This window comes from Intrasporangium sp., assembly GCF_035688975.1.
Classification (GTDB): domain Bacteria; phylum Actinomycetota; class Actinomycetes; order Actinomycetales; family Dermatophilaceae; genus CALMNV01.
Genome location: NZ_DASSMH010000051.1, coordinates 1 through 21,966 on the forward strand (window position 1 = coordinate 1; position 21,966 = coordinate 21,966).

Consider the following 21,966-nt stretch of genomic DNA (forward strand, 5'->3'; position numbering starts at 1 on the left):
GCGCCGGCCGGGCCACGCCGTGGTCGAGTGGCCAGTTGTGCGCGGTGGCGACGTACGGAAGTGGCCACTCGACGTACGGAAGTGGCCACTCGACGGTAAGGAAGTGGCCAGGTCTGCCCCCGATTTCCGCGATTCCGGCACCGAGCGCGGGCTGCGTCGGTAGCGTTCCCTCATCTCCATCAGGGAGCTCGTCCGCGGCGACGGCCGCCGGGCGACCGGTGTCCGGCCGCGGAGGGGGCGGCCGGACATCCCCTTGTCGTTTCAGGCCTGCTCGAGGAGCTCCTCGCGGCCCGAGCCCAGCACCGTGAGCGGCAGCAGGGTCTTGCCCGTCGGGCCGACCTCGATCGACGTGCCCAGCTGCGGGCACACGCCGCAGTCGAAGCACGGCGTCCACCGGCAGTCGTCGACCGGCGTCTCGTCGAGCGCCGCCTGCCAGTCCTCCCACAGCCAGTCCTTGTCGAGCCCGGAGTCGAGGTGGTCCCACGGCAGCACCTCGGTCTCGCCGCGCTCGCGGGTGGTGTACCAGTCCAGGTCCACCCCGGCGCACTCCGGGTCGCTGGCGAACACCTCCTGCGCGCACCGAACCCACCGCTCGTAGGAGAAGTGCTCGCTCCAGCCGTCGAAGCGGCCGCCGTCGCGCCACACCGCCTCGATGACCTTGCCCACGCGGCGGTCCCCACGCGAGAGCAGGCCCTCGATGATGCCCGGCTTGCCGTCGTGGTAACGGAACCCGATCGAGCTGCCGTAGCGCCGGTCGGCCCGGATCGCCTCCCGCAGCCTCCGCAGCCGGGCGTCCGTCTCCTCCACGCCCAGCTGTCCCGCCCACTGGAAGGGCGTGTGCGGCTTGGGCACGAACCCACCGATGGACACCGTGCACCGGATGTCGCGCCGGCCCGAGACCCTACGGCCGGTCTCGATGACCCGCCCCGCGAGCTCGGCGATCTGCAGCACGTCCTCGTCGGTCTCGGTCGGCAGGCCGCACATGAAGTAGAGCTTCACCTGCCGCCAACCGGCGCCGTATGCCGCCGCAACCGTGGCGATGAGGTCCTCCTCGGTCACCATCTTGTTGATGACGCGGCGGATCCGCTCGGAGCCGCCCTCCGGGGCGAACGTCAGGCCGGAGCGGCGACCGTTTCGGGTCAGCTCGTTGGCGAGGTCGATGTTGAAGGCGTCGACCCGGGTCGACGGCAGGGACAGGCCCGTCTGGGTTCCCTCGTAGCGGTCGGCGAGGCCCTTGGTGATGTCGGCGATCTCGGAGTGGTCGGCGGAGCTCAGCGAGAGCAGGCCCACCTCCTCGAAGCCGGTGGCGGCGAGGCCGCGCTCGACCATCTCGCCGATGCCGGTGATCGAGCGCTCGCGGACCGGCCGGGTGATCATGCCGGCCTGGCAGAAGCGGCAGCCGCGGGTGCAGCCGCGGAAGATCTCGACCGACATGCGCTCGTGGACCGACTCCGCGAGCGGCACGAGGGGCTGCTTGGGGTAGGGCCAGGCGTCGAGGTCCATGACGGTGTGCTTCGACACCCGCCACGGGACGCCGGGGGCGTCGGGCGACGGCGCGACCCGCTGGATGCGTCCGTCGGGCAGGTAGGACACGTCGTAGAACCCGGGGACGTAGACCCCACCCGTGCGCGCGAGGCGCAGCAGCAGCTCCCGCCTGCCCCCCGGGCGCCCCTGCGCCTTCCACTCCCGGACGATGTCGGTGACGGTGAGCACGGCCTGCTCGCCGTCGCCGACGATGGCCGCGTCGAGGAAGGCCGCGACCGGCTCCGGGTTGAACGCCGCGTGGCCGCCGGCGATGACGATCGGGTCGTCGTCCCCGCGGTCCACGGCATGGAGCGGGATGCCGGCGAGGTCGAGGGCGGTCAGCAGGTTGGTGTAGCCGAGCTCGGTCGAGAACGAGATGCCGAGCAGGTCGAAGTCGCGCACCGACCGGTGACCGTCCACGGTGAACTGCGGCACGGCCGCCTCGCGCAGCGCCGCCTCCAGGTCCGGCCACACGGCATACGTCCGCTCCGCGAGCGCGTCCGGGCGCTCGTTGATGACCTCGTAGAGGATCATGACGCCCTGGTTGGGCACCCCCACCTCGTAGGCGTCGGGGTACATCAGGGCCCAGCGCGTGGTCAGCTCCTCGCCGGCCGGCCCGTGGCCGCCGACGTGCCAGTCCTTGACCGTGGAGTTGAGCTCTCCACCGACGTACTGGATGGGCTTGGTGACCTGCTCCAGCAGGGGCTCCAGGGCGCTCCACAGGGATTCTCCGGGCATCCGCCCATGGTACGGGGCGCCGCCCCGGGCCTCCGACCCGGCGGACGGCCGACGGCCTCGCTCAGATCGCGAAGCCGATGTGCGCGAGCGCCTGCCGCACGAGCACCCCGTGGCCCGGGGTCATCTCCCCGGAGGCGGCGATCTGGGCGGCCTCGGCGGGCGTGACCCACGACAGGTCGAGGGCGTCCTGCTGCGGCCGGCAGTCCCCCATGACCGGCACGACGTAGGCGAGGGACACCGCGTGCTGGCGGGGGTCGTGGAAGGGTGTCACGCCCGGTGTGGGGAAGAACTCGGCGATGGTGAACGGCTGCGGGGCCAGGGGCAGGCGGGGCAGGGCCACGGGACCGAGGTCGTTCTCGACGTGCCGGGCCAGGGCGTCGCGGATCTTCTCGTGGTAGAGCACCCGCCCGCCGACCACCTCGTGCCCGATGGCGCCGTCGTCGTTGGCCCGCAGCAGCAGCCCGAGGTGGGTGACCGACCCGCGGTCGTCGACGCGCACGGGGACGGCGCTCACGTAGAGGATCGGCAGCCGGTCCCGGGCGCTGTCCAGGTCCTCGCGGCTCAGCCACGCACCGGCGGTCTCCGTCTCGCTCATGGCCTCATCCTGTCAAACGACGTCAAACGACTCGGCCGGGCGCCGCGGCGCGGTCAGGGCCCGAAGACCTTCCCGGGGTTCATGATGCCCTGCGGGTCGAAGAGCGCCTTCACCCGGCGCTGGCGCCGCACCTCCGCCGCGCCGAGCTCGCGCTCGAGCCACGGCGCCTTGAGCGTGCCCACGCCGTGCTCTCCCGTGATCGTGCCGCCGAGCGAGAGGCCGATGCCGACCAGCTCCCCGAAGGCGGCCTCGGCGCGGTGCAGGCTGTCGGGGTCCCCGGCGGTGAAGAAGAAGGACGGGTGCAGGTTGCCGTCGCCGCCGTGCCCGCTGAGCAGGATCTCGACCCCGGTCCGCGACGAGACCTCCTGCCCCGCGCGGATGAAGTCGGCGAGGCGGCCGACGGGCACGCAGATGTCCTCGGCCAGCCGGGGCCCCTTGCGCTCGAAGGCCGGGTAGAGCGCGCGTCGCCCGGCCATCAGGGCCTCGGCCTCCTGCTCGTCGTCGGCGGCCGCCACCTCGGAGGCGCCCGCGGCCGTGAGGAGCCCGGCGAAGCGGGCGACGTCCTCGTCGGCGTGGCCCGGGCGGTCGGACTGCACGAGGAGCACGGCCTCGCAGTCCCTCGGGAAGCCGAAGTCGGCGAGGTCCTGCAGGGCCGCGACGGTCGCCCGGTCGAGGATCTCGAGCAGCGAGGGCCGGTGCGGGTCCCGGCGCAGCGCGACGATGCCGGCGACCGCGGCGTCGAGCGAGTCGAAGGTGGCGAGGGCGGTGAGCGACGGGTCGGGGGCGGGCAGCAGCCGCACCATGACCTCCGTGACGACCCCGAGCGTGCCCTCCGACCCCACGACGAGCCCGGTGAGGTCGTAGCCCGCCACCCCCTTGGCGGTCCGGTGACCGGTGCGCATCACCTCGCCGCCCGGCAGGACGACCTGCAGCGCCTTGACGTAGTCGGCCGTGACGCCGTACTTGATGGAGCACAGGCCGCCGGCGTTGGTGGCGACGTTGCCGCCGACCGTGCACGTCGCGGACGACGCCGGGTCGGGCGGGTAGAAGAGGCCGGCCCGGGCTGCCTCCTGCTTGAGGTCCGCGGTGACCACGCCCGGGCCGACGACGGCATGCCCCTCCACGACGTCGATGTCCCGGATGCCGTCGATGCCTTCGACGTTGAGCACGATGGCGCCCTCGGAGGCCGTCGCGCCACCCGCGAGCGACGTGCGCGCGCCCTGGGGCACGACGGGGGTGCCGGTCGCCGACGCGTGCTCGAGGACGGCGACGACGTCGGAGAGGTCGCGGGCACGCACCACGGTGAAGGACTCCGGCGCGGTCGAGCGCATGGAGGCGTCCACGGCATACGACGCGGCCACGTCGCGGTCGAGGACGACGCGGGCCGCCACCGCCGACGGGAGGGAGGTCACGCTGACAGGCTAGACTTGCCGGCACCGGCGTTCGAGCCGTCATCAGCGGCGAGCCTCCGGAAGAACGGGCCCACCCCCCGGGGTGGTCCTCAGTAGAACCGGACGGGTGGGCCCGTCACAGCCTGGACAAGAGCGGTCGTATGCCGCCCACGCCGACTGCGTGGGCCCGTGCGGCAATCGGGGTGGTACCGCGGCGGAGACGTCGTCCTCGTGACCGGACGAGACGCGACGAGCAGGAGACCACGCCATGACCTACCCGAAGGTCACCACCGACGCCGAGCCGGCCGCGCCCGCCCCGGCCGGGGTCCCGTCGAACCCGCGCTTTCCGCAGATCGAGGAGCGCGTGCTGCGCTACTGGGCCCAGGACGGCACGTTCCTCGCGTCGGTGGAGCACCGGGACCCGGGGGCGGACGGCTCGAACGAGTTCGTCTTCTACGACGGGCCGCCCTTCGCCAACGGCCTGCCGCACTACGGCCACCTGCTCACCGGCTACGTCAAGGACATCGTCCCGCGCTACCAGACCATGCGCGGCAGGCGGGTGGAGCGCCGGTTCGGCTGGGACACGCACGGGCTGCCGGCCGAGCTCGAGGCGCAGCGCCAGCTCGGCCTCAAGACGAAGCAGGACATCCTCGACCTCGGCATCGACCGGTTCAACGACGCATGCCGCAGCTCGGTGCTGCGCTACACCGGCGAGTGGCGCGAGTACGTCACCCGCCAGGCCCGCTGGGTCGACTTCGACAACGACTACCGGACGCTCAACCCCTCCTACATGGAGTCGGTCATCTGGGCGTTCAAGACCCTCTACGACAAGGGCCTCGTCTACGAGGGCTTCCGCGTGCTGCCCTACTGCTGGAACGACCAGACGCCCCTGTCCAACCACGAGCTGCGCATGGACGACGACGTCTACAAGATGCGCCAGGACCCGGCGGTGACGATCGGCTACCGCCTCGAGTCCGGCGAGGTCGCCCTCGTCTGGACCACCACCCCGTGGACCGTGCCGTCCAACCTGGCGATGGCCGTCCACCCGGACGTCGACTACGTCGTCGTGGAGTCCGACGTCACCGGACGCGCGGAGCGCTACGTCCTCGCCGAGGCCCGGCTCGCGGCATACGCCCGGGAGCTGGGGGAGGACGCCCCGCAGCGGATCCTCCAGCGGCTCAAGGGAAGTGAGCTCATCGGCCGGCGCTACACCCCACCCTTCGACTACTTCGCCGGCCACCCCGGCGCCCACCGGGTGCTCGCAGCCGACTACGTCACGACCGAGGACGGCACGGGCATCGTCCACATCGCGCCGGCCTTCGGTGAGGAGGACAAGCTCCTCACCGACGCCCACGACATCGTCCCCGTCGTGCCCGTCGGCGCGGACGGCGCCTTCACCTTCCCGGTGCGCGACTACGAGGGCATGCACGTCTTCGACGCCAACGCCCACATCGTCGACCACCTGCGGGCCCGGACCCGGCACGACGCCGGCCGGGGCGCGGAGGGCGAGGACCTCGGCTCGACGACCGCGGGCACGGTCCTGCTGCGCCGCGAGACCTACGACCACAGCTACCCGCACTGCTGGCGGTGCCGCGAGCCGCTGATCTACATGGCCGTGTCGAGCTGGTTCGTCGAGGTGACGAAGCTCAAGGAGCGGATGCTCGAGCTCAACCAGCAGATCTCGTGGACGCCCGCGCACATCAAGGACGGCCAGTTCGGCAAGTGGCTCGCCAACGCGCGTGACTGGTCGATCTCGCGAAACCGCTTCTGGGGCAGTCCGATCCCGGTATGGAAGTCGGACGACCCCGAATACCCGCGGATCGACGTCTACGGCTCGTTCGCCGAGCTCGAGCGCGACTTCGGGGTGACGGTGACGGACCTGCACCGGCCGAGCATCGACGCGCTCACGAGGCCCAACCCGGACGACCCCACGGGCCGGTCGACGATGCGTCGCGTCGAGGACGTCCTCGACGTGTGGTTCGACTCGGGGTCGATGAGCTTCGCCCAGGTGCACTACCCCTTCGAGAATGCCGACTGGTTCGAGCACCACTTCCCGGGCGACTTCATCGTCGAGTACATCGGGCAGACGCGCGGCTGGTTCTACACGCTGCACGTCCTCGCGGCGGCGCTCTTCGACCGGCCAGCGTTCCGCTCGTGCATCAGCCACGGCATCGTGCTCGGCTCCGACGGGCAGAAGATGAGCAAGTCGCTGCGCAACTACCCCGACGTCTCCGAGGTCTTCGACCGCGACGGCGCCGACGCCATGCGGTGGTTCCTCATGAGCAGCCCCATCCTGCGAGGCGGCAACCTCGTGGTGACCGAGCAGGGCATCCGCGACGGCGTGCGCCAGGTCATGATCCCGCTGTGGAACGCCTGGTCCTTCTTCGCCCTCTACGCCAACGCCGCCCGGGGTGGGCAGGGCTACGAGGCGCACCGGTCGACCGACTCGGCCGACGTCCTCGACCGCTACCTGCTCGCCAAGCTGCGCGAGTTCGTCGGGGACATGCAGGCCCAGCTCGACGCCTACGAGATCGCCTCGGCGTGCGACACCATGCGCGCCTTCCTCGACGTGCTGACGAACTGGTACATCCGTCGCTCCCGCGACCGGTTCTGGGGGGGTGAGTCGCGGGAGTCGCTCGCGGCGTTCGACACGCTGTGGACCGCGCTCGAGACGGTGACCCGCGCCATCGCCCCCCTCCTGCCCCTGACGACCGAGGAGATCTGGCGCGGCCTCACGGGGGAGCGGTCCGTGCACCTGACCGACTACCCCCTCGCCGAGGAGCTGCCCGCCGACCACGGCCTCGTCGTCGCGATGGACCGGGCCCGGGACGTGTGCGGGGCGGGGTCGAGCCTGCGCAAGGCCAGGTCGCTGCGCGCCCGGCTGCCGCTCGCGGGCCTCACCGTCGTCGTGCCGGAGCCGCAGGCCCTCGAGCCGTTCCGGTCGGTCATCCGGGACGAGCTCAACGTCAAGGAGCTGACGCTCGTCGACCTCGCCACGGCGAGCGAGGCCGACTTCGGCATCAGCCGGCGCCTCACCGTCAACGCCCGCGCCGCCGGCCCGCGCCTCGGCCGGGACGTGCAGACGGCCATCAAGGGCAGCAAGTCGGGGGACTGGTCCGTGGCGCCTGACGGGGTCGTGACCGCGGGCGGCCTCACCCTCGTCGAGGGCGAGTACACCCTCGACACCGTCGTCTCCGGCGACGCGCCGGGAGCAGGGGCGACCGCCATGCTGCCCGGAGGCGGCTTCGTGGTGCTCGACACGACGGTGACGCCCGAGCTCGCCCGCGAGGGCGTGGCCCGCGACCTCGTCCGTGCGGTGCAGCAGGCCCGTCGCGACGCCGGCCTGCACGTCTCCGACCGGATCAGCCTCACCATCGTCGGCGCGCCCGAGGTCTTCGACGCCACGGTGACGCATCGCGACCTCATCGTCGACGAGACCCTCGCCGTCCAGTTCGCCTCGGCCGGACCGGACCATCCGCTGCCGGACGGGGTGGGCACGCCCGTCGTCGTCGGCGACGGGCTCGACGCGCGCATCGTGGTGCGCAGGCAGTGAGCGGCGCACGTCCCGATCCCGGGCGCCGCGACCGCGTCGTCGTGAGCGCCGTGGTCGTGCGCACGGCCACCGGCAACGACCTCGATGCCGTGCTCGACATCGGCCACCGCACCTGGCGGGCCACGTACGAGCCGATCGCCGGTCCGGACTACGTCGCGATGGGTCTCGCCAAGTGGTGGACCTCCGACGTCGTCATCGACTCCATCCGGCTCGGCCGCACCCTCGTGGCCGAGCGCGACGGCGACGTCGTGGGCCTGGCGGCCTACGGGCTGCGCGGCGACGACCTCGTGCTGTGGAAGCTCTACGTCCCGCCCGAGCACCAGGGCGGCGGGGTGGGCCGCGCCCTGCTGGACGCGGTCCTGCGGCGGGGCGAGGAGCTGGGCCGGGCGCGGGTGGTGCTGTCGCACCTCGCGGACAACGAGCAGGCCGGCCGGTTCTACGCCCGCAACGGCTTCGTGCGCACCGACGTCGAGTCCGGCGGCTCCGGCGTGCCCGACAGCGTATGGGTGGCCCGGGACCTCGGCGCCACGCCCCAACCGGAGGAGCAGCCATGACCGGTCGACCAGACGCAGCCGCCCAGGAGGCCGCCCGCAGCCTCGAGCTGCGCAAGCGGATGCGTGAGGTCGAGGAGGAGATCCTCGCCCGCGCGCCCGAGAACGACGTCGGTCCCTCGCTCGAGCGGATCGCCGCCGTGATGGAGCTGGCCGGCGACCCGCAGCGCGCCTACCCCGTCATCCACGTGACGGGCACCAACGGCAAGACGTCGACGAGCCGGATGATCGACGCCATCCTCGGCGAGGCCGGCCTGGCGACGGGGCGGTTCACCTCACCGCACCTGCACGACGTCAGGGAGCGGATCACGCTGGCCGGCAAGCCGATCCCGCGCGAGAAGTTCCTCGCGGCCTACGCCGACGTGGCCCCTCTCATCGACATCGTCGACGCGCGGTCGCTCGAGTCGGGCGGCCGGCGGATGAACTTCTTCGAGGTGCTCGTCGCGGTCGCGTATGCCGCGTTCGCCGACGCGCCCGTCGACGTGGCCGTCGTCGAGGTGGGCCTCGGCGGCACCTGGGACGCCACCAACGTCGCGGACGGGCAGGTGGCCGTGGTGACCCCGGTCGACCTCGACCACACGCACCTGCTCGGCGACGACGTGGAGGCGATCGCCCGCGAGAAGAGCGGCATCGTCAAGGCGGACGCGGCCGTCGTGGCGGGGGAGCAGCCCGAGGAGGTCGTCGCGGTGCTCCGCGAGCGCGCCGAGGAGGTGGGGGCCTCCCTCGCCGTCCAAGGGCGCGACTACGGCGTCCTCTCCCGGGAGGTCGCCCTGGGCGGGCAGGTCGTCTCGGTCAGGGGGCTGGCCGGGGAGTACCGCGACCTCCTGCTGCCCCTCCACGGCGCGCACCAGGCCGCCAACCTCGCCACGGCCGTGGCCGCGACCGAGGCCTTCCTCGGCGGTGGCAGCCAGGCGCTCGACGGCGACGTGCTCGCCGCCGCGTGCGCGGCGATGACCTCCCCGGGCCGTCTGGAGGTCGTCCGGCGCTCGCCGACCGTCCTCGTCGACGCCGCCCACAACCCGCACGGGGCCCGCTCCCTCGTGGCGGCCCTCGCAGAGGCGTTCACCTTCACCCGGCTCGTCGGCCTCGTGGGCATCGTCGCCGACAAGGACGCGGCCACCATCCTCGAGGTGCTCGAGCCGGCCCTCGACCACGTCGTCGTGACCCGCAGCTCGTCGCCTCGGGCACTTGCGCCGGAGCGGCTCGGGGAGCTGGCCACGGAGGTCTTCGGCGAGGGGCGGGTCACGGTCGTGCCCAACCTGCCGGACGCCCTCGAGCAGGCCGTCACCCTCGCCGAGGAGGAGGGCCTGGGAGGCGGGGTGGTGGCGACGGGATCGGTCATCACCGCCGGAGAGGTGCGGATGCTCCTCGGGCGGACCGACACGTGACCCGGCCCGTCGCCGGGGGCCCGTAGGCTGGCCCGTATGCCGTTCCCGGTCAAGCTCCTGGTGGTCCTGCTCATCATGGCGACCGTCGTCGTGCTCTACGGCCGCCTCGTCGGCCGGCGGGACCCGGAGGCGCGCCACCCGGGGCTCACCGAGGCGGTCCGCGGGCGGATCAGCCGCGAGATCAGCAGCGGCCGCACCGTCAACGCGATCAAGCTCTACCGCGAGGCGACCGGGGCGCCGCTGCTCGACGCGAAGCGGGCCGTGAGCTCGTGGTTCGTCCCGGGGCGCGGGCCGGGGGTCAAGGACGCCGCCGCATCGTGGACGCAGGGGCGGCTCACCGACGAGGCGCGGCTGCGGATCAGCACGCTCGTCGAGGCCGGCCGCACGGACGAGGCGCGCAGCCTCTACGCCGAGGCGACGGGGGCGAGCGACACCGAGGCGCGCGCCATCATCCGGTCGTGGGACACGACCCAGAGCTACTGATGCCCCACAACCACCGACCCGCCTCGAGACCAGTGACCAGGCCCATCGGGAAGGGAGGAGCATGAGCGGCCTCACCCTGCACGGCACGACCGGCAGGTTCACCTGGCGCATGCTCGCCACGGTGCTCGCCGGCCAGTCGGTCATCGTGTTCTTCGGCGCGCTCGTCGGCCGGGCCGTCGCCGCCACGGGGCCGGACGGCGGACGCTCGACGGCATACCTGCTCGTCGGCACCGGCATCGCGCTCCTCTGCCTCGTCGCCGCGGGACTGCTCCGGGGACCCTGGGGCGTGACGCTCGGGTGGCTCGTGCAGGCGCTCACCCTCCTGTCGGCGCTCGTCGTGCCGATGATGCTCGCCGCCGGGGTGATCTTCCTCGCCCTGTGGGTCGTGAGCCTCGTGCAGGGCGCGCGCGTGGACGCCTCGGAGGAGCAGCGGCGGCACCGATAGGGTGACCCGGTGAGCAGCGAACGTTCCCTCGTCATCGTCAAGCCCGACGGCTTCTCGCGCCGGCTCACGGGGGAGGTGCTGCGCCGCATCGAGGCGAAGGGCTACTCCCTGGTGGCCCTCTCCGTGCTCACCCCGACCCGGGAGCAGCTCGCCGCGCACTACGCCGAGCACGAGGGCAAGCCGTTCTACGAGCCGCTCGTCGACTTCATGTCGTCCGGGCAGGTCACCGCGGCCGTCATCGAGGGCGAGGACTGCATCCGCGGTTTCCGCGCCCTCGCCGGGGCCACCAACCCCACCGAGGCCGCCCCCGGCACGATCCGCGGCGACCTCGGCCGCGACTGGGGCACGAAGGTGCAGCAGAACATCGTGCACGGCTCCGACTCGCCCGAGTCCGCGGCCCGCGAGGTCGCGATCTGGTTCCCCCGGCTCTGACGGGCGGCCCGTGTCCTGGATGACCTCCCGGCCCTGGCAGGGCCGCGACCTCGCGATCGACCTCGGCACCGCGAACACGCTCATCCACGCCCGCGGCGCCGGCGTCGTCCTCGAGGAACCGTCCGTCGTCGCCGTCGAGGTGGGCACGGGACGGCTCGTGGCGGCGGGGGCACGGGCCAAGGAGATGCTCGGGCGGGCTCCCGGCTCGATCCGCGCCGTGCGGCCGCTGCGCGACGGGGTCGTCTCCGACGCCGACGAGACCGAGCGGATGCTGCGCTGGTTCCTCGACCAGGTGCGCCAGTCCCGGCTCGTGCGGCCCCGGATGGTGCTGTGCGTCCCGAGCGAGGTGACCGGTGTCGAGCGCCGGGCGCTGGAGGACGCGGCCACCCGCTGCGGGGCGCGCCGGGTCTACATGATCGAGGAGCCGATGGCCGCGGCCGTCGGGGCGGGCCTGCCGGTCTACGAGGCGGGCGCGAGCATGGTCGTCGACATCGGCGGGGGCACGACGGACGTGGCGGTGATCAGCCTCGGCGGCATCGTCACGTCGACCTCGCTGCGCATCGCCGGCGACGAGATCGACGAGGCGGTCATCGCCCACGTCAAGGGCGAGTACTCGCTCCTCCTCGGAGAGCGCAGCGCCGAGGACATCAAGGTCGCGGTCGGCTCCGTCTTCCCGCTCCGCGAGGAGCTGACGACCCGGGTGCGCGGCCGTGACCTCGTGACCGGCCTGCCCAAGACCGTCACGGTGAGCTCGGCCGAGGTCCGGCGCGCCATCGAGGGCCCGGTGCTGCAGATCGTCGAGCTTGTGCGCGCCACGCTCGACGTGTGCCCGCCCGAGCTCGCCGGTGACATCCTCGACCGCGGGATCACCCTCACAGGTGGTGGGGCGCTGCTCCGGGGCCTCGACGCCAGGCTGCGCCACGAGCTCGGCGTGCCGGTGTCCGTCGCGCAGGACCCCCTGCGCGCCGTGGCCCGCGGGGCCGGCCGGTGCGTCGACGACTTCGCGAGCCTCGAGCGGGTCCTCGTCGAGGACTCCCGGCTCTGAGGCCATGGACCTCCACGCGCGCCGCCGGCTCCTCGCCGTCCTCGTCGTGCTCACCCTCGCCCTCCTCGTCGCCGACCTGGCCGGCTCGGGGGCGGCGGCCGCCGTGCGGCAGGCCGGTGGGGTCGTGCTCGGCCCGGTCCAGCGGGCCCTGTCCGGCACCGCGGACGCCGACGAGGTCGCCGTGCTCCGGGCCGACAACGCCCGCCTCCGGACGACGGTCGCCACCCAGGAGCGGCAGCTGGGTGAGCTCGGCGAGCTGCGCGGGCTGCTCGGCTCGGCCGCGGCATCCCACCGGCTCGTGGCCGCCCGCGTCGTCGCCACGGAGCTCAGCGCGCTCGGCGGGCGCAGCGTCACGCTCGACGTCGGCTCGCGCGACGGGATCGCCGTGGACTCGACGGTCGCGGCCGCCGGCGGACTCGTCGGCCGCGTCGTCGCCGTCGGGCCGTGGACGAGCGACGTGTCCGTCCTGGGCACGACGGGAGCGACGGTGGGCGTCCGCGTCGGGCGCGCGGGCACGCTCGGCACCGTGTCCCCGCCGAGCGGGGCCGACCAGGCGCCCCGCCCCCGGGGCACGCTCAGCCTCACGCTCGTCCAACCCGGCGCGCCGGCGGTGGGCGACGTCGTCACGACCCTGGGCAGCGTGGACGAGCGGCCGTATGCCGCGGGCCTTCCCGTCGGCACCGTGGTGGCGGTGGACCCGGACCGGGGACAGGTGACCCGCTCGGCCACAGTGCGCCCGGCCGTCGACCTCGACAGCCTCGACGTCGTCGCCGTCGTGCTGCCCACGCCCCGCGCGGCCGCCCGTCCCGCGGCCACGCCTGCACCAGCGGCGGCCGGGCGATGAGGCCGACGACGCTCGGCCTGCTGCGCACGGCATACGTCGTCGTGGCGGCCCTGCTGAGCGCCACCGTGCTGCCGCGGCTCGGCGTCGGCGCGGCCTGGGTGCCCGACCTCGTCCTCGTCGGCGTCGTCGCGACCGCGGTGCTGCGCGGGCCGGTGCACGGCGCCCTCGTCGGCCTCGGCGCGGGGTGGCTGGTCGAGCTCGTGCCGCCCGTCGGGCGGCCGCTCGGCGTCACGCCCCTCGTCCTCGCCCTGGCCGGTGCGGCCGCCGGCGCCTTCGCCACGCAGTCCTCGCGGTCCGCGCTCCGGGCACCTGCCGCCCTCGCGACCGCGTCACTCGTGGCCGTGCTCGGCCGGCTCGCGGTGTCGGCGCTGGCCGAGGGTGGCCTCGTCCCCGGCGAGGCGCTCGGCCGCTTCGCCTCCACCGTGACGGTCGGCCTGCTCATCCTGCCCGCCCTCGTGGCCGTCGACCGCGCCCTCGTGCGGCGCAGGCTGGGCTGAGACAGTGCACAGCCGATGGACCCGTCGGCCGGCCCGTCGGACAGCCCGTCGACCGGCACGGCGACCCGCGCGTCGACGGGCCCGCCGCGGGGGAGCGCCGTGGCTCGTGCTCGCGCTGCTCGTCTCCCTCTTCGCCCTCCTCGTCGGACGGCTGGGCCAGGTCCAGCTCGTGCAGGGCCCGACTCTCACCGAGGCGGCCCGCACGGTCAACACCCGGGCCGTCACCGAGCACGCCCTGCGCGGCAGGATCCTCGACCGGGCGGGCAGGCCGCTCGCCGCCAACACCTTCACGACGAGCGTCACCGTGCAGCGCGCCACCCTGCTCGACGCGGCTGACGGCGGCCGGGCCCTCGTCAGCCGCGTCGCCGCCGCCCTCCACCTGCCCGTCGAGCAGCTCTGGGGCAAGACGACGCTCTGCGGCACCGCCGGTGCGCCGCGGGCGCCGGCCTGCTGGGGCGGCTCGCCCTACGTCCCCGTGCCGATCGCGACGGGCGTCGACCCCCGCGCCGCGCTGACGCTGCTCGAGCAGCCCGAGAAGTATCCCGGCGTCGGCGTCGTGGCCGAGCCGGCGCGCACCTACCCCGGCCCGGACGGCGCGGGCGCGGCCCACCTGCTCGGCTACGTGACGCGCGCGAACGCCGAGGAGGTGGGCAGCGGCGCAGGTCGCGTCGACGCCGAGGACGTCGTGGGCCGCGGCGGCCTCGAGGAGCAGTACGACGCCGTGCTGCGTGGCGTCAACGGGCGGACCGTCGTGTCCGTCGACCCCCGCGGCGTCGTGCGCGACACGGTCTCGCGCACCGCGTCCGTGCCCGGCCGGGACGTCGTGACCCACCTCGACGCGCGTCTGCAGGCCAGCACGGAGACGGCGCTGCGGCAGGCGGTCGAGCGGGCCCGGGCGGCGGGCCAGCGGGCCGACTCCGGCGCCGCGGTGGTCCTGGACGTCACGAGCGGGGCGGTCGTCGCCGCGGCGAGCTACCCGGCATACGACCCCAACGTCTTCACCGGCGGCATCTCGGCGGCCGACTTCGCGCACCTGACCGACGCCGGCGCCGGCACGCCGCTGCGTTCGCGCCTCACCGCCGAGACGTTCCCACCGGCCTCGACGTTCAAGGTCGTCTCCGTGCCGGCCGCGGTCAACGCCGGCGCCTCCCTCGACGGCCGGTACGACTGCAGCCCGACCTTCCGGGTCGGGAGCCAGCTCTTCCACAACTTCGAGTCGCGTGGTTACGGCCTGATCGACCTGCACCAGACCCTGGTCGTCTCGTGCGACACCGTCTTCTACCGCCTCGCGTATGCCGCCTGGCTGGGCCAGGGCGGCCTGGCCGCCGGCCCGTCGACGCCCGACCCCTTCGTCGACATGGCGCGCGCCTTCGGCCTCGGGCGCCGCACCGGCGTCGACCTGCCGGGCGAGGCAGCGGGGCGGATCCCGGACCGGGCCTGGAAGCGGGCGACATGGGAGGCGACCAGGGCCAGCACGTGCGCCCGCGCCAGGTCCGGCTATCCCGAGGTCGCGCGGACCGACCCGGCCCGGGCCCGCTACCTCACGGCCCTCGCCGCGGAGAACTGCACCACCGGCTTCCAGTACCGCGCCGGCGACGCGGTGAACCTGTCCATCGGACAGGGGGACCTCGCCGTCACCCCGCTGCAGCTCGCCGGCGTGTATGCCGCCATCGCCAACGGGGGGACGCTCTGGCAGCCGCAGGTCGCCGCCGGCTACCGCGACCGGGCCGGTGCGACGCAGGCCATCGCACCCCGACGGACCGGCACCGTGCCGCTGCGTGCGGATGTGCTGGGCTACGTCCGGGCCGCCCTGGCCGACGTGCCGCGCGTGGGCGGCTCGGCGCACTCGGCGTTCGCCGGCTTCCCCCTGGACCGCTACCCCGTCGCCGGCAAGACCGGCACGGGCGAGGTCTTCGGCAGGCAGGCGACGGCGTGGTTCGCGGCATACGGGCCGACGACGAGGCCTCGGTATGCCGTCGTCGCCGTGGTGAGCCAGGGCGGCTCGGGCTCGAAGGTGGCGGCCCCCGCCGTGCGTGGCATCTTCGATGCCATCCTGAGGCTTGGACTCTGACGGGAGCGGGACGTGAGCGAACGGACGGGGAGCGAGGCCGGGGTGGCCGAGGCGCTCGACCGGGCCTGGGACCGCAGCCGCGACTCGGTGGCGACGCGGCTGCGACGCGTGCGGACCAACGCCTTCCTCATCGTGCAGAGCGCGGTGTCCGCGGGCCTGGCGTGGTGGTTCGCGACCACCGTCGTGGGTCACCAGGCGCCGTTCTTTGCCCCCATCGTCGCCGTCGTGTGCCTCGGCATGTCCTACGGTCAGCGGCTGCGGCGGGTCTTCGAGGTGGCCATCGGGGTGGCGGTGGGCGTCTTCACGGCGGACCTGTTCGTCCACGTCGTCGGGACCGGCCCGTGGCAGGTGACGACGGTCGTGCTGGCGTCCATGGCGCTCGCTCAGCTGCTCGACGCCGGCCGGATCCTCGTCACGCAGGCGGCGGTCCAGAGCATCGTCGTCACGACCCTCGTCGCGAGCCCCGGACAGGCCTTCACCCGATGGACCGACGCGCTCATCGGCGGCGGGGTGGCGCTCGTCGCGGCGACCATCGTCCCGCAGGCACCGCTGCGACGTCCGCGTGTGGTCGCGTCGCAGGCGGTGCGCACGATCGGCGAGCTGCTGCGCCGGGCGGCGGCGAGCGCCCGGGACGGTGACGTGGAGGCCGCCGCGGCCGTGCTCGCCTCGGCCCGTGCCACCGACTCCCTCCTGCGGGACCTGCGCACGGCCGCGGACGAGGGGCTGTCCGTCATCGCGAGCTCGCCCTTCTCGCGGTCCCACGCGCCCGGGGTGCGCAAGATGGTCGACCTCGTGGAGCCGCTCGACCGGGCCATGCGCAGCACCCGGGTGCTCGTGCGCCGGATCACCGTCGCGGTCGGACGGGGTGAGCGGCTCCCCGCCGGCTACCCCGAGCTGCTGGAGCGGCTCGCCGAGGCCACCGACGTCATCGGGCGCGCCCTTGCCGAGAACGCGTCGCCCGAGGTGGCGCGCGCCGGGGTGCTGCGGGTGGCCACGGCCACCGGCGCGGTCCCGCGCACGGCAAGCCTGGCCACGGAGACGGTGCTCGCGCAGATCCGGTCGGTCGTGGTCGACCTGCTGCGCCTCACCGGGATGGACGTCGACGACGCCATCGCGGCCCTGCCGCAGGAGCGCCCTCGCGACTGACGGGCGGGCGCTCCTGCCCGGATCGGGGTCAGGCTGACGGGGTCGTCTCGTGCGGCATGGCCGGCAGCTTCTGCACGCGGGGGTCGCCCTCGTCGGCGAAGTAGTCGGCGGGGATCGTCTCGTCCACGCCCTCGTCGGCCTTCAGGGCTCGCAGCACGAGCGTCGCGACGGCAGCGACGACGACGTTGATCACGAAGGCCGTCACCGCGATGTAGCCGAGGTCGCCGATGCCGGGGATGGCTGAGAGCGAGCCGCCGAAGGGCGCCTTGGTGACCGGGTTGACGACGTTGTAGGCCGACACCGTGCCGTAGACCATGCCGACAGCCCAGCCGAGCAGCAGGCCCCACCGGTGGAACCAGCGCGTGTAGAGGTAGAAGACGACCGACGGGAAGGTCTGCAGGATCCAGATGCCGCCGAGGAGCTGGAAGTTGATGGCGTTCTGCTTGTCCAGGGTGAGCACGAACAGCAGCGCGAACGCCTTGACGACCAGGGAGGTCACCTTGGAGACCTGGGCCTCCTGCTCCATTGTGGCGTCGGGCTTGAGCCAGGCCCGGTAGATGTTGCGGGTGAAGGTGTTCGCCGCCGCGATGGACATGATGGCGGCCGGCACGAGGGCACCGATGGCGATGGCCGCGAAGGCAACGCCCGCGAACCACGACGGGAAGAAGTCCTCGAACAGCTGCGGGACGACGAGCTGCGGGTTGGCCTTGCCGTCGAGCCCGACCGGCTTGGTGCCGGCGGCGATGGCGACCCAGCCGAGCAGCGCCAGCAGGCCGAGGAGGAAGGAGTATGCCGGCAGGATCGAGGCGTTCTTGCGGATCGTGTTGCGGCTCTTGGCCGACAGCGTCGCGGTGATGGAGTGCGGGTACATGAACAGCGCCATGGCGGAGCCCAGCGCGAGGGTCGCGTAGGCCCAGTACTGCCCGGAACCGGGGATGAACACGCCAGCCGGCTTGTTCGTCGCCGGGTTGACCTTCTGCATCTTGCCCTGGGCGGCGTCGAAGACGTGCGACCACCCGCCGACCTTCGAAGGCAGGTAGACCACCGCCACGAGGATGACCAGGTAGATGAGGATGTCCTTGACGAAGGCGATGATGGCCGGCGCGCGCAGGCCTGAGGTGTAGGTGTAGAGCGCGAGGACGAGGAAGGCGATGAAGAGCGGCGCGTCCTTGGCCAGCCAGTTGCCGCCGCCACCGATACCCACGACCTCGAGGACGGCCTGGATGCCGATGAGCTGCAGCGCGATGTAGGGCATGGTCGCGAGGAAGCCGGTCACGGCCACGGCGAGGGACAGCCCGCGCGAGCCGGAACGGCCGTTGACGAAGTCGGCGGGCGTGACGTAGCCATGCCGGTGCGAGACCGACCACAGGCGCGACATGAAGATGAAGATGATCGGATAGAGCACGATGGTGTAGGGCACGGCGAAGAAGCCGCTGACCGCACCGGCCGAGAACATGGCGGCTGGCACCGCGACGAACGTGTAGGCCGTGTAGAGGTCGCCGCCGAGCAGGAACCACGTCACCCACGTGCCGAAGGACCGGCCGCCGAGGCCCCACTCCTCGAGGCTCTCCATGCTCGCCGGTCGCCGCCAGCGGGCGGCCCAGAACCCAGCCGCCGCCACGACCACGAAGAAGAAGATGAGAACGACGAGGGCGATGCCGTTGACGCCCGTGTTGGTCTCGGCCACGAGGCTACTCATCGGTTCTCCCGGTCGTTGTCGAGGAACTCGGTGCCCTCTGGGTTCATCGGCCGGTGCGGCCGGGCCTTGAGGACGATCCGGTAGGCGGTGTAGGTCAGCGCGGAGCAGAGCGCCACCCAGACGAACTGGTACCAGATGAAGAACGGGAACCCCAGCACCCGCGGCTCGTCCTTGGCGTAGGTGCCGACGAGGAGCAGGGCGACGATGGGAATGGCGAGGAGGACCCCGGCAACCGCCAGGAGACCCTTGTTCGCCGGGGGTGCTTCATGATGCGGCGGAATGTCGCTCATGCTGACCTCCTTCGGCCGGGCCGACGGACTGCCAGCCTCCGGCGCTGAAACATACTCTCCTCGGGGCGCCCTGTGTGCGGCGCCACACCGACGACGCCGCCGGGCGCTGCGTGCTCGCCCCGCTAGGGTGTCGCCATGGCTGATTTCGATGTGGTGGTGCTCGGTGCCGGTCCCGGTGGCTACGTCGCGGCGATCCGTGCCGCCCAGCTCGGCAAGCGGGTGGCGGTCGTTGAGAAGAAGTACTGGGGCGGCGTCTGCCTCAACGTGGGCTGCATCCCGAGCAAGGCGCTGCTGCGCAACGCCGAGATCGCCCACATCATCACCCATGAGAAGAAGACCTTCGGGATCGAGGGCGACGCCACGATGTCGTTCGGCCCGACGCATGCGCGCAGCCGCGCCGTCGCCGACGCCAGTGCCAAGGGTGTGCACTACCTCATGCGCAAGAACAAGATCGAGGAGGTCGACGGCTGGGGCACCATCACGGGGCCCACGTCGATCGACGTCGCCCTCAACGACGGCTCCACGCGGTCGCTGACCTGCGACAACCTGATCATCGCCACGGGCGCCACGACCCGCCTCGTGCCCGGCACGTCGCTCTCTCAGCGCGTGGTCACCTACGAGGAGCAGATCCTCAGCGACGAGCTGCCCGAGTCGGTCGTCATCGCCGGATCCGGGGCCATCGGCGTCGAGTTCGCCTATGTCATGAAGAACTTCGGCGTCGACGTCACCATCGTCGAGTTCCTCGACCGGATGGTGCCGACCGAGGACGTCGACGTGTCCAAGGAGCTGCTCAAGCAGTACAAGAAGCTCGGCGTCAAGGTCCTGCTGTCGACGAAGGTGGAGTCCATCGACGACTCGGGCGACAAGGTCAAGGTCACCGTGAGCCCCGCCGCAGGCGGCAGCCAGCAGGTGCTCGAGACCGACAAGGTGCTCCAGGCGATCGGCTTCGCCCCGCGCGTCGACGGCTACGGGCTCGAGTCGCTCGGGGTGACCATGACTCCCCGTGGCGCGATCGACGTCGACGCCCGTGGGCGCACGAGCGTCCCCGGGGTCTACGCCATCGGCGACGTCACCGGCAAGCTCATGCTTGCCCACACGGCAGAGGCCATGGGCGTCGTGGCGGCCGAGACCATCGCCGACGCGGAGACGATGGAGATCAACTTCGACATGATCCCGCGCGCCACCTTCTGCCAGCCGCAGATCGCCTCGTTCGGCTACAGCGAGGAGCAGGCCAAGGAGAAGGGCTACGACGTCAAGACGGCGAGTTTCCCCTTCTCCGCCAACGGCAAGGCCCGTGGCATGGCCGAGGGCGTCGGCTTCGTCAAGATCGTCGCCGATGCGGCCCACAATGAGCTCCTCGGGGCGCACCTCATCGGTCCGGAGGTGACCGAGCTGCTGCCCGCCTTGACGCTCGCCCAGCAGTGGGACCTGACCGCGGACGAGGTGGCCCGCAACGTGTTCGCCCACCCCACCCTGAGCGAGGCCATGAAGGAAGCCATCGAGGGCATCGCCGGCCACATGATCAACCTCTGACATGACCAACCTCTGAGCAGCCCGCTGGCGGAAAGCACACTCCCCTGCCGCTCACCACGCCACTGCTGCCTCAGCGGGAGCAGTGGCGTAGTGAGCGGGCAGGGTGGGTCTGCCCGCGTAGCCGGGCCCACGGGCCGGCAGCAGGGGCGGTGTCGGCGCCGGGTGCCAGTCTCGGGTGCAGGACGACGACGGGTCGCCCACGAGGAAGGACATCTCATGGGGTACAGCACGAGCTGCGAGGCCGGCGCGTACATCGCGCGCGCACGACGCGTGGCGGACCTCAGCCAGCGTGAGCTCGCCCAGCGGTTGGGGGTTGCGCCCTCGACGGTCGCGCGGCTCGAGAACGGCCAGCGCCGCGCGTCAGCGGAGCTGCTGGACGCCATCCTGGCGCTCGCGGGGCTTCGGGTGGCCGTCCTCGACGGCGCCGGGCGTGAGGTGCCGCCCTTCCCAGCGGACGCGGTGCGCGACAACGCCGGCCGACGCTTTCCGGCTCACCTTGACGTGCGGCCACCTGACGACGTGCCACGGCACCGCGCCTGGTACCCGCGCTACGACCGGCTGCCGGCCAAAGCGTGGTATCACCTAAGGTCGGAGCGCGACCGGCGCCGGGGCGCTCGGGGGCCTGAGGAGCGCCTCGTTCCGGCGCTGCCTGACCATCCGACGACCGAGCAGCTGCACCAGCGCCGGCGCGAGCGGATGTATGGCCGCACGCGGTGGTGGAGCGCAGTCGAGGAGCGTCGGCGCCGCGCTGGAGGGGACGCCGCGCTTCGCCGCGCAGAAGGAGACACCGTCGTGCGTACAGAGGAGCAGGACTGTGCCCTTCCTCTCCGGAGACGACGAACGCCCCCGCCGGTGGGGCGGGGGCGTCCGGTGCCGCACGGTGCGACGCCGCTGTCGACCCGAGGCTGGTCGGGGTGGACCCGTCAGTACCAGTGCTTGCGGCCGCCGATCGCGCGACCCGTCGCGCCGAGCACCGCAAGGACGGCGCCCACGACGAGGAGGATGACCCCGATGGTCGTGAGGATGCTGATCTTGGCGATGAGACCGACGATCAGGAGGATGAGTCCGAGAACGATCATGGTGCTGATCCACTCCTTCTGGTTGGGAACTCCCCGGGGGATTCGCAAGGTATCGCTAAATGGCGCCCTGCAACAGTAGGTGCCGTTGTGGCGTGTGTGAAACCGCCCGAACGGCTCGATTAGGGCGGGCCCGCCGCCGCTGTTAGTCTGGTCCGTGCCGTGTGACCGGCCGCGGACCGAGAGCGCCCAGGTGGACATGCCCTGGTGCACCGCGCAACGACAAGAACAAGGAGCTGGATGCCCATGCCTTTGGAGTCTGACGTCAAGAAGCAGATCATGACCGAGTACGCCACGACCGAGGGCGACACCGGCTCCCCCGAGGTGCAGATCTCGATGCTCACGCAGCGCATCAAGGACCTCACCGAGCACTCCCGCACGCATAAGCACGACCACCACAGCCGGCGCGGCCTGCTCCTGCTGGTCGGCCGCCGCAAGCGGATGCTTCGCTACCTCGAGGCCACCGACATCGAGCGTTACCGCTCCCTGATCAAGCGCCTCGGCCTGCGCCGATGAGCTGAGCGACGAAAGGCGGTCACCGCGTCCCCGCGGAGACCGCCTTTCGTCGTAGGTGCCGCCCGCGACGCGGGCAGCCGCCGGGCCATGAGGCCCGGCTCGAAGGACGCCACGCACACAACGACGATGTGCGAGGGAACATGAGAAAA

The 21,966-nt window shown here is 72.6% G+C and carries 19 protein-coding genes and 1 pseudogene; 14 read left to right on the plus strand and 6 right to left on the minus strand.

The features are described 5' to 3' along the window. Nucleotides 1-261: 261 nt before the first annotated feature. The 3 genes from VFJ94_RS05150 to VFJ94_RS05160 form a co-directional block, all read right to left on the minus strand. Nucleotides 262-2,262, minus strand: a complete 2,001-nt coding sequence (locus VFJ94_RS05150) for a TIGR03960 family B12-binding radical SAM protein (protein WP_325003123.1) — start codon at nt 2,260-2,262, stop codon at nt 262-264. 61 nt (nt 2,263-2,323) lie between these two features. Further along, on the minus strand, nt 2,324-2,857 hold the full coding sequence (locus tag VFJ94_RS05155; RefSeq protein WP_325003124.1) for an NUDIX hydrolase family protein: 534 nt from the start codon (nt 2,855-2,857) through the stop codon (nt 2,324-2,326). Between the two features lie 53 nt (nt 2,858-2,910). Then, nucleotides 2,911-4,269, minus strand: coding sequence for an FAD-binding oxidoreductase (locus VFJ94_RS05160; RefSeq protein WP_325003125.1), 1,359 nt, complete (start codon nt 4,267-4,269; stop codon nt 2,911-2,913). Nucleotides 4,270-4,516: 247 nt separating this feature from the next. Here VFJ94_RS05160 and ileS point away from each other — a divergent pair, with 247 nt between their 5' ends. From ileS to VFJ94_RS05215, 11 genes are all read left to right on the plus strand, one after another. Continuing rightward, nucleotides 4,517-7,801: an isoleucine--tRNA ligase gene (gene ileS, locus VFJ94_RS05165; RefSeq protein ID WP_325003126.1), complete on the plus strand. Its 3,285-nt coding sequence runs from the start codon at nt 4,517-4,519 to the stop codon at nt 7,799-7,801. Continuing rightward, entirely contained in the window at nt 7,798-8,355 is a 558-nt protein-coding gene (locus tag VFJ94_RS05170) for a GNAT family N-acetyltransferase (protein WP_325003127.1), read from the plus strand. The genes ileS and VFJ94_RS05170 overlap by 4 nt, the downstream gene beginning before the upstream one ends. After that, nucleotides 8,352-9,740, plus strand: coding sequence for a folylpolyglutamate synthase/dihydrofolate synthase family protein (locus VFJ94_RS05175; protein WP_325003128.1), 1,389 nt, complete (start codon nt 8,352-8,354; stop codon nt 9,738-9,740). The genes VFJ94_RS05170 and VFJ94_RS05175 overlap by 4 nt, the downstream gene beginning before the upstream one ends. Before the next feature lie 36 nt (nt 9,741-9,776). Continuing rightward, on the plus strand, nt 9,777-10,223 hold the full coding sequence (locus tag VFJ94_RS05180; RefSeq protein ID WP_325003129.1) for a hypothetical protein: 447 nt from the start codon (nt 9,777-9,779) through the stop codon (nt 10,221-10,223). 61 nt (nt 10,224-10,284) lie between these two features. Next, nucleotides 10,285-10,668, plus strand: coding sequence for a DUF4233 domain-containing protein (locus VFJ94_RS05185; protein WP_325003130.1), 384 nt, complete (start codon nt 10,285-10,287; stop codon nt 10,666-10,668). Nucleotides 10,669-10,677: 9 nt separating this feature from the next. After that, on the plus strand, nt 10,678-11,100 hold the full coding sequence (gene ndk / locus VFJ94_RS05190; protein ID WP_325003131.1) for a nucleoside-diphosphate kinase: 423 nt from the start codon (nt 10,678-10,680) through the stop codon (nt 11,098-11,100). Nucleotides 11,101-11,119: 19 nt separating this feature from the next. Then, on the plus strand, nt 11,120-12,145 hold the full coding sequence (locus tag VFJ94_RS05195) for a rod shape-determining protein (RefSeq protein WP_325003132.1): 1,026 nt from the start codon (nt 11,120-11,122) through the stop codon (nt 12,143-12,145). Nucleotides 12,146-12,149: 4 nt separating this feature from the next. Then, nucleotides 12,150-12,989, plus strand: coding sequence for a rod shape-determining protein MreC (gene mreC / locus VFJ94_RS05200; protein WP_325003133.1), 840 nt, complete (start codon nt 12,150-12,152; stop codon nt 12,987-12,989). Beyond that, entirely contained in the window at nt 12,986-13,486 is a 501-nt protein-coding gene (locus VFJ94_RS05205) for a rod shape-determining protein MreD (RefSeq protein ID WP_325003134.1), read from the plus strand. The genes mreC and VFJ94_RS05205 overlap by 4 nt, the downstream gene beginning before the upstream one ends. Before the next feature lie 106 nt (nt 13,487-13,592). Beyond that, the gene (mrdA, locus tag VFJ94_RS05210) at nt 13,593-15,557 is read left to right on the plus strand and encodes a penicillin-binding protein 2 (protein WP_325003135.1); all 1,965 of its coding nucleotides are present in this window, start codon (nt 13,593-13,595) and stop codon (nt 15,555-15,557) included. Between the two features lie 12 nt (nt 15,558-15,569). Then, nucleotides 15,570-16,703 carry an FUSC family protein gene (locus VFJ94_RS05215; protein WP_325003136.1) on the plus strand — a complete coding sequence of 378 codons (1,134 nt, stop codon included), beginning with the start codon at nt 15,570-15,572 and terminating at the stop codon, nt 16,701-16,703. Between the two features lie 28 nt (nt 16,704-16,731). Here the strand turns inward: VFJ94_RS05215 and mctP are convergent, their stop codons facing one another. Continuing rightward, a complete protein-coding gene (gene mctP / locus VFJ94_RS05220) occupies nt 16,732-18,402 on the minus strand; it encodes a monocarboxylate uptake permease MctP (protein WP_325003137.1) in 1,671 nt (556 codons plus the stop codon). Beyond that, nucleotides 18,399-18,692 carry a DUF3311 domain-containing protein gene (locus VFJ94_RS05225; RefSeq protein WP_325003138.1) on the minus strand — a complete coding sequence of 98 codons (294 nt, stop codon included), beginning with the start codon at nt 18,690-18,692 and terminating at the stop codon, nt 18,399-18,401. Before VFJ94_RS05225 ends, mctP begins: the two co-directional genes overlap by 4 nt. A 135-nt stretch (nt 18,693-18,827) precedes the next feature. On the opposite strand from VFJ94_RS05225, the gene lpdA reads away from it, so the two are divergent. Beyond that, complete coding sequence (gene lpdA / locus VFJ94_RS05230) at nt 18,828-20,225, plus strand: dihydrolipoyl dehydrogenase (protein WP_325003139.1); 1,398 nt, start codon at nt 18,828-18,830, stop codon at nt 20,223-20,225. Between the two features lie 216 nt (nt 20,226-20,441). Further along, nucleotides 20,442-20,624, plus strand: a pseudogene (locus tag VFJ94_RS16530) (helix-turn-helix domain-containing protein); the annotation flags it as partial. A 524-nt stretch (nt 20,625-21,148) separates the two neighbouring features. Here the strand turns inward: VFJ94_RS16530 and VFJ94_RS05235 are convergent. Then, on the minus strand, nt 21,149-21,304 hold the full coding sequence (locus VFJ94_RS05235) for a DUF6131 family protein (protein WP_325003140.1): 156 nt from the start codon (nt 21,302-21,304) through the stop codon (nt 21,149-21,151). Between the two features lie 243 nt (nt 21,305-21,547). Here VFJ94_RS05235 and rpsO point away from each other — a divergent pair, with 243 nt between their 5' ends. Further along, a complete protein-coding gene (rpsO, locus tag VFJ94_RS05240; protein ID WP_325003141.1) occupies nt 21,548-21,817 on the plus strand; it encodes a 30S ribosomal protein S15 in 270 nt (89 codons plus the stop codon). The last annotated feature ends 149 nt before the right edge of the window (nt 21,818-21,966 follow it).